The organism is Cyclobacterium roseum (assembly GCF_010119225.1).
Taxonomy (GTDB): Bacteria; Bacteroidota; Bacteroidia; order Cytophagales; family Cyclobacteriaceae; genus Cyclobacterium; species Cyclobacterium roseum.
This window is the reverse complement of sequence record NZ_WNKF01000008.1, coordinates 197,644-210,891: the sequence shown is the minus strand read 5'-3', so window position 1 is coordinate 210,891 and position 13,248 is coordinate 197,644. Positions and strand designations below refer to the sequence as shown.

Annotated in this window: 12 protein-coding genes; 2 read left to right on the top strand and 10 right to left on the bottom strand. The window is 46.8% G+C overall.

What is annotated here, in order from left to right:
* Positions 1 to 15: 15 nt before the first annotated feature.
* The 7 genes from GJQ68_RS13340 to GJQ68_RS13310 all read right to left on the bottom strand — a co-directional run bounded on the left by GJQ68_RS13340 (position 16) and on the right by GJQ68_RS13310 (position 5,912).
* Positions 16 to 408, bottom strand: coding sequence for a GreA/GreB family elongation factor (locus GJQ68_RS13340; protein WP_162417745.1), 393 nt, complete (start codon positions 406 to 408; stop codon positions 16 to 18).
* Positions 409 to 842: 434 nt separating this feature from the next.
* Entirely contained in the window at positions 843 to 2,087 is a 1,245-nt protein-coding gene (locus GJQ68_RS13335; RefSeq protein ID WP_162417744.1) for a hypothetical protein, read from the bottom strand.
* Positions 2,088 to 2,115: 28 nt separating this feature from the next.
* A complete protein-coding gene (locus GJQ68_RS13330) occupies positions 2,116 to 2,421 on the bottom strand; it encodes a winged helix-turn-helix domain-containing protein (RefSeq protein WP_162417743.1) in 306 nt (101 codons plus the stop codon).
* Positions 2,418 to 3,044 (bottom strand): hypothetical protein, encoded by a 627-nt coding sequence (locus tag GJQ68_RS13325; RefSeq protein WP_162417742.1) that lies wholly within the window; start codon positions 3,042 to 3,044, stop codon positions 2,418 to 2,420. The genes GJQ68_RS13330 and GJQ68_RS13325 overlap by 4 nt, the downstream gene beginning before the upstream one ends.
* A gap of 145 nt (positions 3,045 to 3,189) precedes the next feature.
* Positions 3,190 to 4,143 (bottom strand): NAD(P)-dependent alcohol dehydrogenase, encoded by a 954-nt coding sequence (locus tag GJQ68_RS13320; protein ID WP_162417741.1) that lies wholly within the window; start codon positions 4,141 to 4,143, stop codon positions 3,190 to 3,192.
* A 54-nt stretch (positions 4,144 to 4,197) separates the two neighbouring features.
* Positions 4,198 to 5,553 (bottom strand): M56 family metallopeptidase, encoded by a 1,356-nt coding sequence (locus GJQ68_RS13315; RefSeq protein WP_162417740.1) that lies wholly within the window; start codon positions 5,551 to 5,553, stop codon positions 4,198 to 4,200.
* Positions 5,554 to 5,555: 2 nt separating this feature from the next.
* On the bottom strand, positions 5,556 to 5,912 hold the full coding sequence (locus GJQ68_RS13310; RefSeq protein ID WP_162417739.1) for a BlaI/MecI/CopY family transcriptional regulator: 357 nt from the start codon (positions 5,910 to 5,912) through the stop codon (positions 5,556 to 5,558).
* A 531-nt stretch (positions 5,913 to 6,443) separates the two neighbouring features.
* Here GJQ68_RS13310 and GJQ68_RS13305 point away from each other — a divergent pair.
* A complete protein-coding gene (locus GJQ68_RS13305; protein ID WP_162417738.1) occupies positions 6,444 to 6,692 on the top strand; it encodes a DUF6364 family protein in 249 nt (82 codons plus the stop codon).
* An 8-nt stretch (positions 6,693 to 6,700) separates the two neighbouring features.
* On the top strand, positions 6,701 to 7,123 hold the full coding sequence (locus GJQ68_RS13300) for a type II toxin-antitoxin system VapC family toxin (protein WP_162417737.1): 423 nt from the start codon (positions 6,701 to 6,703) through the stop codon (positions 7,121 to 7,123).
* A 44-nt stretch (positions 7,124 to 7,167) separates the two neighbouring features.
* Here the strand turns inward: GJQ68_RS13300 and GJQ68_RS13295 are convergent, their stop codons facing one another.
* From GJQ68_RS13295 to GJQ68_RS13285, 3 genes are all read right to left on the bottom strand, one after another.
* Positions 7,168 to 10,671 (bottom strand): sulfatase-like hydrolase/transferase, encoded by a 3,504-nt coding sequence (locus tag GJQ68_RS13295; RefSeq protein WP_162417736.1) that lies wholly within the window; start codon positions 10,669 to 10,671, stop codon positions 7,168 to 7,170.
* Positions 10,672 to 10,788: 117 nt separating this feature from the next.
* Complete coding sequence (locus GJQ68_RS13290) at positions 10,789 to 11,820, bottom strand: Kelch repeat-containing protein (RefSeq protein WP_162417735.1); 1,032 nt, start codon at positions 11,818 to 11,820, stop codon at positions 10,789 to 10,791.
* Between the two features lie 8 nt (positions 11,821 to 11,828).
* Positions 11,829 to 13,241, bottom strand: coding sequence for a sulfatase (locus GJQ68_RS13285; protein ID WP_162417734.1), 1,413 nt, complete (start codon positions 13,239 to 13,241; stop codon positions 11,829 to 11,831).
* Positions 13,242 to 13,248: the final 7 nt, after the last annotated feature.

The following is a 13,248-nucleotide window of genomic DNA, read 5'->3' as shown; positions in this document are numbered from 1 at the left end:
TTTGGAAAACACGTTTTAACTCACCGGCACTGCTTCGGGGTTTTTCACCTTAAGGATCTGGATAATCTTTCTCCCTACAGGCAAAGGCCATTCTATGCGATCCCCTTCCTTGTACCCGATCAGCGCAACGCCCAGAGGCGAAAACAGGGAAAGTTTAAAAGAATTCAAATCAGCATATTTTGGAAGCACCAGTGTCATTGCAATCACCTGATCTTGCTTTTCAAGTTTGACTTCAAAATAACTACCCAATTGAATGACTTTCCGGGGCATCGCGGCATCTGTCACTTTTTTTGCCTTTTGAATTTCGCTGACTAGCTGCCTAACCTCCTTTGTTTTTTCAGTAGGGCTTAAATGATTGATAAGATTAAAGATGCGGTCTGCATCACTAGTTTTAATGATTGGTAACATTATTTGAATTATTTAAATACGTATTTGAGGAATGTGTTGCCATTTTAAGGCACTTAGGTGATAAAAATGCGACCCTCCACCCTGATCTTCGGGATAGAGGGTTTAGCTGATGAAGGCTTTATTGTGGCCAATAAATAGCCTACCTGCTTTCATTGAAAAACAAAAGCAGGGAAGTAACAGGGCCCTATGATGGAAAAATACCAAAATCATGATCTTCGGTGAATGTACGAAAAAAATACTATCTTATCTGTTTTCCACGCAAGTATTTTTCAATAGCCGCAACTGAGTGGTCAACAGTCAGTAAAACAGTGCCAGGAAAAAACACGAACGGGCAATTTGGGCCGTCCGTAATTTTTCGGAGGATCGAAACCACCAGCCACAATTGTCCGACAGGAATTACCAAGGGGAGCCAGGGATTCCGCCGAAGCAGGGGCTTAGGCAAATCCAAAAAGAAACGGAAAGAGTAAGGTGACGAGAAGTGCCCAAATAAAGTAAACCGGCAAATAGGAAACCATGACTTTTTCTACTTTATACATTCCGGTTTTCTCCCTTAGAACCCCGATCAATTTCCAACTTACCAATAACAAATGAATGAGTATCCACACATTCCCTCCCAGAACTGCCATTCGGTTGGGAGTAATGCCCCATTCCGCCAATCGAAATACGATAGCCGACAGGGCCACCGCATTCACCAAAATGGTTACTCCAGCCAAAAGGGCAAGAATCCAAATTTCCAATTTCTTTTTGGATACCGACGAAAAGCCCGAGATCGAAAAGAAAATCAAGGCCAGCACACCTACCAACAAAGCATTGAACAGTATCAAAAAATCCCGATCATTGTATGGATCTTTTCCCGAATAAAGAATAGCTACCAGATAAATAACCAGCATCAGCAGTACAAGCGGGCTAAAAAGGGAAGCGATCACCTGAGATATTTTACCTACCACCTGTGGGTTGGTTTGGATCAGGTAGGTACTGATGATCGGAAGCGACGCCAGCCCGAAAATGAGAATGTACTCGGTATAAAATTTTTCGATATCCAAGCCAATCACTGAAAACAGGCCCAGTGTAATGCCGGTCAGAAGCCCTCCTGCAATGGCTATCGGAACGCCCATAACCAGTAAATCGCCATTAAATTTTAGAAAAGAAAGCCATCTTTCCCGTATCTTCTGTTCTCCACCTGCATGAGAATATCCGAAAACACCCCACAGAATGACAAGCAAATGAAGGTAAGCCAACACCAAGGTATCACTGGCCGGATTTTCGGGTAGCAAATTGATGTAGACAATACTACTTAAAGTAAGCAGGGCTATTGGAAGAACTTTTTCCTTTGGCAGCTGGTTTTTCCAGGAAAAATAGATGGTTAGCGTGGTAAACAGGGTAAATCCTACATTTCTAGGATAGAAAAAATCCTCACTTACCCCCAGAATTACCGGAAGCTTAGCGGAAATGCCGGCCAAAAGTGCCAGTAAGAACACTAACAGCCATTCCCTGCGGCCTCCCCAATGGATGCCCTCTCCTTTGTGCTGCAATCGTTCTTGCCAGAAAGTAGCCAGGGGGATATTCTGAAGCTCTGGATACAGGTCCCGGAATGCCTGGCGAAAGCCTGATTTGTCGGATCGGTACAGGGACTCCAGTTGCCCTGGTTCGTTGATGTGTCTGCGGATGGTCTCTTTCATAATGGGAGGACATGGAGATGTGGGTGATTTATTTTTGACTGACTTTTTTGATAAGTGCTTCCAGGGTATTCAGGTGTTCGGTGAATTTTTGCCTGCCCAGCTCCGTAGCCGCGTAACTGGTATTGGGCTTTTTGCCTACAAACTGCTTTTTAACCTGAATAAACCGGTGTTTTTCCAAGGCTGTTAGGTGACTGGCAAGGTTCCCATCCGTAAGGTCTAGCAATTGCTTAAACTCATTGAAATCCAGCTTTTGGTTGACCATCAGGGCGGACATAATGCCCAACCGAATCCGGCTTTCAAATACTTTATGTAGTCCGTGGATCGAAGTTTTCACTTTTCGTAGGTAACATGCATGTAAAGGCCAAACAGAATGTGAAGCAAGCCAAACCCGATGGCCCAGCACAAGAGTCCATAGGGAATAAAATGGGCGCAAAATAAGCCCAAGACGATCTGCAATAGACCAAGCGGCTTTAATTCGTCAAAGGCTGCGTGACCGGCATTGAAAATGGCCAATCCATAAAAAATCAGTGAAAGGGGCGCCAATAAACCCGTCATTCCTTTTCCAAGCACTATTAGCATCAAAACGCCTCCAGCGATCAAGGGAACAGCCATTTGGAGGACCAGCCGCCGGGCGGTAGGGCTCCAGGCGGTTTCCTTTCTCTTAGATGCTTTTTGATAGGATAGAAAAACGGTACTGCCTACTGCCAGCACTAAAACCAATACTGCGGTCATCAACGTTTTTGCCAGATTGGGGGAAATCCCTCCTGAAAGAAGAATGGGATCCATTATGCTGGTTGGATTAAAATCAAACATCCAATAAGCCAGGAAGGCACCTATCAACGCATAGCATCCAGCCAGAATGCCGGCCAGGCCGGAAAGGGAATAAAACCGGGAAGACCGCTCCATCAGGCTCCGAATTTCGGTAATATCTTTTAGGTAATCTTGTTCCTTTTTCATTTTAAAAGTACTTTGAATTGCAAAGTTAAATTTAAAATTCAATTTTGAAACAGGCAGGCTGCTAAAAATCTAGAATAGTAAGGTTTTTTTTACGTCTTAGCCGGAAAGAAAAAATGGAAACCAGGCCATTTCGGTTTGAAAATATTTAGCCTTCCTCCCAAACCATGGCCACTTTACCCCGTGTTCGCATGGCTTCTATATAGGCAATTGCCTTTGGAATGTCCCGGTAGGAATAGGTCTTTTCCAGATGGACACTGATTTTCCCCTCCTCTACCAGGGAGGCCAGCGTTTCGAGATCAGGGCTGTTGGCCGCCGCGGTGAACTGTGTCATGGGAAATTTACCAAGGGCTCCTCGCAACATCAAGACTGCCAAGTGTTTCATGTTGGTAAAGCCGATTACCACACCCCGCTTCCCCATACGGGTAAAGTCCCGGTAAAACAGGTTACCGTGGGTATCCAAAACAAGGTCGTGTTTCCCCGGATGGCCATGAATGTTTTCCTCATCGTAGGCGATGACCGCATCCGCTCCCAGAGACAGCACAAAATCCCGGTTTTTTTCTGAGCAAACTCCAGTCACTCGCGCTCCATACGCCTTTGCGATTTGTACGGCCAAATGACCTACGCCACCGGAGGCACCGTTGATAAGGACCGATTCCCCACTTTGAAGCTTGCCATGAGTAATTAGGGCTTGCAAAGCCGTAAGCCCTGCAACTGGCATGCTTGCCATGGTCGCAAAACTGCTGCCCTCCGGCATCTGGGCACAAGCAGTCGCGGGAACCACTGCATATTCGGCAAAAGTACCTCCTTTTAGATCCTCCCCAAATACCCGTTCTCCTACCTGAAACTGGCCTGCATCTTCCCCTACTTCTTCCACCGTCCCCGCAAAATCAGCTCCCAGTAGTTTGTTTTTGGGAGTTATCAATCCAAAAGCCAACCGGGCTAACACGGGTGTTCCTCGTAAAATATGCCAGTCGGCGGGATTAGCCGAATTTGCCGCTGTCTTTACCAGTAAGTGGCCTTTCTTAACGGTAGGCTTTGCCACCCTGCCCAAGTGCAGCACCTCCGGTCCCCCATAGCGTGTTCTAAGATAAGCTTTCATTTTCATGTTAAGGTTGATAAAGCGGATAAACTTACTTTAAAACAATTCCCGATTTCATTTTGAGATCAGGTCTATTGTTTCCTGGTCTATATCCCGTTCCCATATTTTGCTCCTGTCATCTGGCGAACGTAAGTCGAATCTAAAAGTAAACTGAACCAGTTTCCCCTGAAAGTCGGTAATTTCCAATTTTGGAAGGGATTCAACCACCCTTTTTCCCTCTGCCAAAAGGGTTTGGTGTCGGTAGGATTTGGTTTTTTTTAAATTTTCAGAACGCTCTCCCATATACCCAATAATGACGACTTCATCATATGCCACATATTCCTCATCAGGTTTCACGTCCAGGACCTCCTGTATAACTCCATCGGGGCTGACCCTGGCATAAAGTTTTACCGATCCTATTAACCCGGCTGACCTTGCATCATTGGGGTATTTTAAGTTTTTTGACAGGTACTTATTTATCCCTTCAATTGAATTTATGGAATCGGAAGGATTTTCCTGCACCTGCTGACTTAATTTCTCCATACCTGACCCGCTATCGCTTATCGCTACCGTTTCCTTCCCGGAAAGGGATACCAGTAGCAGGACAAATACGGGCAGAATGGCCAACCTGCTAAGGCTGACAAATCGGTTTTTATTTTTGGCGTTCATCATGATCATTCGTTTTTGAAGGTTACTTGAATTAATGGCTGTAAATAATGGGGAGTTGATGCTGTTCAGGGCCATGGCGAGCATGGTGTACTGATATTCCTGTTTATCCGAAACGCTGATCACCCTGTCATCCGCCCGGAACTCCAGGTTGTTCCGTATGGCCTGGGCATGAAACCTGGCAAAAGGATTGAACCACTGCAGGGCCAAAAGCAATTCGGCCAGGATGATGTCGTAGAAATGCCGTTCACGGGAATGTACGCCCTCATGCTGCAAAACCATTTCCAAAGCCGGATGACCGCATAAATTTCTCCCTATTATGACCTTGTCAAGAAAGGTGAACGCCAGGTCATTTTCTTCAGCTATACAGACTTTCATTCCACCTATACATGCTTCCTTACAACTTTTGCTTATCCTGGCAGCCACTATATAGCCAAAGATCAGCCTGGCCAAACAAATTACCAGTCCAATCACATAGAGGTAAATTAATATTGCTGCTACACTAGGGTAGCTTTCAGTGCCTGTGGATGGTGCCGACCATCCCGTGGTACCGACACTCTCCGAAAAATAGGTGCTTGCCTGCGAAAGCTGGACTTCAGTGGAGAAAGAAATTAGGGGAATGATAAAAGCTGCCAGAAAAGACCCGGACAAATAGAAGCGGTTAAATACAAACCCTTTGCTTTTCCGAAAGAGAAAAAAGTAGGTTGCATAGAAAACAGTTGTTCCCACGGAAACTTTTAAAAGGTAATATAGAATCGATTCCATGGCTATTTGGATTTGATAAGTTTTAGAATTTCGTCAATCTCTTTCTGATCAAGATGCTCTTCTTCTATAAAAGCGGCCACCGCTTTGGAAAAAGAATTATCAAAATAATCACTGACAAAGGCCTTCATGAATCGTTTCCGGTATGCTTCCTTAGAGAGCAAGGGGAAATACTCATAAGTATTTCCGTATTGCTTATAGTCCACAATACCTTTTTCCTGCAGGATCCTGACGATGGACGAGATGGTATTGTATGGGGGTTTGGGGTCAGGAAACTCTGCCAGGATGTCTTTAACGAAGCCTTTTTGGAGCTTCCAAAGGATCTTCATGACCTCTTCTTCTTTTTTGGTGAGTTTATCCATGAGTATTTATCTTTCAAACTTAATATTTAAATATACACCTGTTTTACCAATAATGCAATTGATTTATCAGTTATGATGCAAATTATATCTGCGTATCAGGTTTATCTGCAGGTCGGAAAAGGCTGAAATGGAACGAAATTTATTCTGAAATGGTCCAAATTATGGCCCATCAAACAGTATCAAAACCACTTCAATAGGAATGCAACTTTAGCCAAAATGGATGAAAGTTGGATGGGAAAGGTTAAGGATATAGGATTTGGCTAAAGCCAACGATACGCACAAATCCCAATTGCCTATAGCTAAAGCAGTAGGCAATTGATCCAAAGAATCCTCTCTTGAAACTCAATAGGGAGAAAAGCTATTACCCTATAAATGGCACTTTCCTGCCCAAATAGACTGTTTTATAGAAGTGGATACCTGCCTTATTTCTCTCCTGAAATAATACAGGCAGCTTTCGCAGGCATCTAGTAACTATTTTGAAACGTTTAATATTATACGTATGTTTATTGGCATTAATGAATTTATACACGTATGGAAAAATTAACTTTAAGCATAAAGGATAAAGAAAAGATTAAATGGGCAAAGTCATTCGCCAAAGAAAAAAACACGAATGTCTCGCGCTTGTTTGAAAGCTTTCTGGAATCGCTCATGTCTTTTGAACAGAAAGAAGTGATCCTAAGCAAAAACCTTCAAAATCTCAGGCAACCGGGTAGTCGACCCAATCAAAAACAGATTGAAAACCATTTGAACAAAAGAAGGAATCGTCAAACTACAAAATAACATTTGCTGTGAAGCATCTTTTTTTAGATACCAATGTTATCCTTTCTTTCCACTTCGCCGATGCGGAAAAGCACCAACAAAAGGCCATTGATTATATTTTTAATGAAATAGAGCGAAAAAGATGGACAGGCCACATTAGCCTTATCACTTTTTATCAATTGCTTTATTTCATTGACCGAAAAATCAACAATCCCAAAACAGCTGCTCAGCGTGCTTATGCCTATCTTGCTATTCTTCAGATTACTCCATTCAATCCCTCGTTTCTTTCTGCATTAAATTTTGACCTTTGGCCGGATTACGAAGATGGCCTGCAATACTGCTGTGCACAAAGCGGGGCCTGCGAAATTATTATAACCACAAATAGCCCTGATTTCTTCGCCTCAGACCTTCCTGTCATCGATCCTCTCAATTTCGTCTTGCAGCATCAATAGTCTGGGGCAAACAATACCCTTTCTACCATTTTTCACCTGTAATTTCAAAAAGAATTCACCTGCAACTCAATTTCGTTCTGTCCCGGAGATAGCCGTATGGAACCAAACTGGGTGTTGACTTTTTCTCCATTGAGCGAAACCGCATCGTTAGGGCCAAATTCCAAAAACAAATCGGCAGATACATTGGCAGGCAAATCAAACGCATAGCGCTGCAGGCGATTGTTTACCCTTTTGTAGGAAGCATTCACCTTGCCGGTAAGGAAAGGCACGGTGATAGCCGTCTCCGTCAGCCTGCTCAGCTGGGGCCGGATCTCCAGCAAACCAGCTCCCGGTGTTTTGGGCAGGATGCCCCACATTTTCCGGGCCACGATATTACCGGGCACGGCTCCCCAGGCGTGGTTCCAGTCGGCATTGGGCTTGTATTTCATGTCCCAGGCCTCCAGGGTGATGGTGGAGCCGATGGCGATCATATTCCACCAGCTGCGGTCATGGGTGGCTGTCATCAGGTCCAGCGCATAGTCTGCCTCCCCGGCATTGTAAAGGCCATCCATCAGGTATTGGGATCCATAGACGCTGCAGGCCATACCCCTGGATTTGATAAATTCCACCACAGCCGGAATGTTTTCGTCGGGCACCATATTAAAGGCCAGCGGCATCATGTTGGCATGCAGGGAGGAATGTCCGGCTCCTTCCCCATCCAGGTAAATGCCGGTTTCGGGATCCATTAATTTCTCCGTAACGGCTTTCTTCACCTTAGCAGCCATTAGTTCGTACTCCATGGCTTCCCCGGTTTTACCCATGATCCGGGCAAATTCTCCCATGATTTCCAGGTTGCGGAAATACAAAGCGTTGATGACGGTATTGATGGGAGTAAACACAAATCCGTCCCGTTCGCCTTCTTCCGTGGCCAACTCCCAACCGGTGTCTTTCTGTGCTGGTGGCCAGTCCACAATGTCTCTCATCTTCACATCGGGATCCTTAAAGCCAAGCTTTTTCATAAATTCAGGTGTAGCCCTCGACGAACTGATCAGCCCGTCTTCCCGAGCCAACTCCATCAGGGTTTTGTGCTTCAGTTCCTCGTAGTATTTTTCAATCAGCTCGGTATTGCCCGTATACAGGTAATCCTCGTAAAACATCAGCGCCACATGCAGCTGCCATTCGGTGGGCCAGGTGGGGTTTTCCATAAAGTATTCGATGCTCCTGCGCGCAATGGGGTATTCCCAATCCACCGCATAATGGCTGAGTTGGTTGATATAGGCATCCGCCTCATAGGGAATGCGCTCCCGGTCCCCATCCACATAGATACCGGCAAAGGAAGTGGCCTTCATCGAATACTTACACAGGTCCCATACCTGATTCAGTATGGTGTCTGAACTACTGAAATGGCTTTGGTCGCCCTCAAAATAGCCAAAATAGGCCTGCTGGGTAAGTGTTTCCGGCTGCTTTTGGGCTACGATTTCGGCATAGCGAAAAGGCAGCAGTACCGGAAATGAATCCGGCAGGGCCACTGCCGCCGGGCCTGTATTCCGCTCATCAGGCGGCAACTGAAGCACATACTGATCTTTTTCAGGACTGACTGCCACCTCCACTTCCTGAAAGCGGATATGGCCCTGCGGGTCCCGGTTGATCCTCCCTCCTTCCAGCTGCTCACCCAGGCGAACGGTCAGGGTTTCCGGTTTATCTGCCTGGTAGCGGAAAGCCAGGTTGGCAAAAGCGGCTTTACCAAAATCAGCCATCCAGGTATCCCCTGATACTTTTTCCAGCGTTTGAGGCAGGATATCTTCCTTTAAAAATCCATTTGCCGTGGTCAGGTATCCCCCATTTTCCGCCACCTGGAATTCCTGGCTCGCAGCATACCGGCCGGTACGGTTGTCTCCATCCCAAAGCCTTGCCTTCCAATAATAGGTTTTGTTATCCTCCAGGGCATCCCCTCCATAGGCAAGGTTAAAGGATTGATTTCCTTGTACTTTGCCACTGTCCCAGACATCTCCCATATTCTGGTTGATTTTTTCTTCTGAGCTGCTCACCAGGATCTGATAGGCGGACTGAAAAACCAGGCCTTCCGGCACCTGCCAGCCAAATTCAGGTCTGGTATCCTTCAATGTCAACCCTGAAGGATTACGGATCATTTCTACATGAAGATTTTCAGGGGCAGCGGTGCTTGCATCAGAGAGTGCTTCACCCATGCTGTCCAGCTTTTTTCGAAAAGCTGCTAGCCTGGTAGCATGCTGCGGATCTTTAGCCAGGTTATGGGTTTCTTTTGGATCGTCCTTAAGGTGGTACAATTCTTCAATGGATTTGTCATTGATATAGCGAAAATACTTCCATTCTGCCGTGCGCAGGCCTTCACTTGGCGGGATATTTTCAAAATCCCAAAGGTGCTCGATCAATACGGTATCCCTATTGAGCCGCTCTCCCTTCACCACCGGCATCAGGCTCTTGCCCTGGTAGGCTTCAGGTACCTGGACCCCAGCCAAATCCAAAATGGTGGCGGGTACATCCACATTGGCTGCCATCTCTTCTGAATCCACGTGATTGGTAAGCCTGGGATCGTAGACCATTAATGGCACCCGGATAGAATTGTCATACATCAGCCATTTGCCGGCCAATTGCCTTTCTCCGAGAAAGTACCCATTATCTCCCATCAGGATAATGACCGTATTCTGGTCCAAACCTTTGGCCTTGAGTTGTTGCCTGATTTTGGCGATTTCCAGGTCTATGCCCGACAGCATGCGGTAATAGCCTTTTACACTGTGCTGGTATTTTTCGGGGGTATCGTAGCGCCAGGTCCAGCGCAGACGGTTAAAGCCGGACTTGACGATCTCTGGCTGGGCTTCAAAGTAGCGGTCCTCGGATAGGTCAGCATCCGGAACGGTAATGCCCTGCAACAGCGGGTCCACTTCCTGCTGCCAAAAATACTGGTCTTCGGCCGGGTCGTGGGCATGAGGGGCACTGAAGGACAGGGAAAGACAAAACGGTTCATCGGGCTTCGCCTGGTCGATAAAGTCCAGGGCCTGCTGTCCGGTGTAGCGCGTCAGGTGGACGGTATCGCTTCCGATTGTTTTATAAAAATAGCCCCTTCGATCTTTAAATTGCCCGTTTCTGTCATAGGAGTCGTATACATCGAATTGCCCGGCAAGGTCCTTGTGGTTGACCCCATATTTGCCGTAGAATCCCACCCTATAACCTGCTTTCTTCAGCAGTTTGGGATAGGACGTTTCCATGTATTCGGCTTTGATGGGACCGGTCTGAAAAGTGTAGGCATGAGTTCGTTCATACAGTCCGGTGAAAATGGTGGCTCGGCTGGCCGCACAAATGGGCGTGGTGACCAGGGCATTTTTAAAGTAAGCGCCTTCTTCCGCCAGGCGGTCCATTTCCGGAGTATGAATCAGCTCGTTCCCGGCATGCCCCAGGGCATCCCAGCGCTGGTCATCGGTCAGGATAAAGATAATGTTGGGTTTTTGGTTCGGTTGGTTGGTGGATTGGGCCTGACAAATAAAGGGGGTGAAAGCCATCCATACAAGGATGGTAGAAATCGATTTAAGCATGTAACAGGTTATTTTTCTATCAATGTTAAGAAAAAGAAATACTAAAAGTACTCCTTTTTTCTAAATTTACCATTAATAAATAGGGATATTGGTGAGGGCTGGCAATTATTAGAAAATTTACTCTTCCCCATACCGCTCAATGGTGTCCAACTCCGGGCTTCCACCCCGGTTGCCACTGCCTGCAGCGATATAGATGGCATCCTGGTAAACTATGGCCTGAGAACCGTGTCGTCCCCTGACCAATGGATCAAGGCTTTTCCAGGTTTTGGTACCGGTATGGTAAGCTTCTACTTCGCTATGTGCCACTTCCTGGTTGCCACTCTCTCCTCCGATAATAATGAGCTGCTGCCCCAAAAAGGCACTTGAAGTACCTGCCCTTTCGGTAGGCAAAGGCTGTTCCTCAGGCAGGGAACTCCAGGAATTTTCGGCCATGTCATAAACATCTACCTCGGGGATGGTCAATTCAAAGGATTGATTGGTTTTGGCAGAGGAATTCCTACCGCCTGCAGCATAAATCTTCCCCTCATTTACTGTTGCATGGAAGTGGTCTCTGGGCCGGGGAGCATCTGCCAGTACGGTCCATTCGCCCGTCTTAAAGTCATACTGGTCTGTCCAGGCCACATGCCCGGCCCAATGACCATCAATGATCCCACTCAGAATGATGGCCTTGTCACCATCTACGACCACTCCTGCAGATCCCCTGCGCCTTTCTTCCGGAATAGGATCTCCCATTTCCCAGGTATCATTGGCCGGATCATAAATCAGGATATTTTCCAGGGGGTTTTCACGGGGATAAGGTCCTGTCATGGCTCCGATAATATAAATCTTACCGGCATAGGCCACTGCCTGGAAATGATGCACTTCTACTGGTGGCTCAGCCCCGGAAGTCCAGGTGCTGCTTGCCGGATCGAAGATATTTACGGGCTTGATACCCCTTCCTCCCAATAAATAAAATTTGTCGCTTACTTCCACAAAGCTGTTCTCATGTCTGGCGTTTGGGCTGCCCTCGCATTCCAGAATTTCCCAGCTTTTTTCCTTTGGATTGTCCTGATCCTGATCGCTTCCTTCAGGTTTGTTTTCCACACAAAACTGCAAAGCGAAAACCCCTGAAATCAACGCTGCCCGAATGAAATATTGCTTTATCTTCATTTGCTTTATTACTTACCTTTGCTTAGAAAATCCTTGCCCCATCGCTCTCTCAATTCCTTTGATAATTCATCCACTTTGGATTGGTATTTCTCCTTTTCGGCCAGGTTATCCAGTTCCAAGGGGTCGGTATTATGATCGAAGAGCATCCTTTCATAGGCTTTACCCTGATCATCGGTCCATTCGGTATACTGAAATGATCCCTTCACCAGGGTTACGCCATCATGGAATTTTGAAACGGCATGGTCTTTTTCCCGTGTCCCGATTTCCATCAGCGAAACAAAACTGTCTCCTTCCAGGTGATCCGGCTTTTCGATACCTGCCAGCTCACAAAGGCTGGGGTACAGGTCGATCGTCTCGGTGATAAAATGGGTGTGCTGTCCATTGGTTTTTCCCGGGACTTTGACGAGCATGGGGACCCGGAGGGAGGAGTTGAAGTTGGCGTGCTTGCACCAAAGCTTGTGGTCTCCCAGATTCCAGCCATGATCCCCCCAGAGGACCACGATGGTGTTTTCTGCCAGGCCCAGTCGCTCCAATTCGTCCAGGACCAGGCCGATCTGGGCATCGGTATAGCTGACGCAGGCATAATAGCCGTGTATCAGCTCCTTTGCCTGTTCCTCCGGCAAATGACCTTCCTCGGGTATGGTTTCGTAATTTCTGAGTTCCCCGTAATTGTGATAGGCCTTGCGGGGGGTGGTTTCCGGTTGCCGGTAATTTTCAGGAAGCTCGATTTCCTCCCGGCGATATTGGTCCCAGTATTTTTTGGGAGCGGCAAAAGGCAGGTGCGGCTTGTAAAAACCCAGTGCCAGAAAGAACGGTTGGTTTCCCTCCTTGAGTTTGTTCAGGTCAGCTATGGCTTTTAACGCCAACTTACCGTCTCTGTAAGCAGAATCGGGCACATCGGCATTTTCCATGGGCATGCCGCGAAAGGTATTTGCACGTATTTCCCTATATTCCTCGGTGGCGTAGTTATACCTTACATCCGGATGCCAAATCTCATCCCAGGCCAGGGAATCGTCCTTGGCGTGGTGATACACTTTCCCATTGGAAACGGTGGTGTACCCGTTGTTTTTAAAATGCATGGGCAGGGATTCTGCCTCCGGATAGTCTGCATCCTTTAAGGTTTTGTAGTCAATAAATCGGTTGCGTGTAGGCCTGGCTCCCGTCAGCAAGCTGGCGCGGGATGCCCCGCAAACCGGCACATTGCAAAAGGCCCGGTTGAATATGAGACTTTGGCTGGCCAGTTTATCCAGATGAGGGGACTGAATGTGATCTGCCCCATAAAAATTGAGCTCCGGCCGCAAATCGTCCACGGCGATAAAGAGGATATTGGGTTGCCTGGCTTCCCCTTCCTGTTGCTTTTCTGTGCAGGAAATCAGGAAAACGCCAAATAGTAGGAAGGCCCCAGTGATGTATTCTTTCATTTTTGCA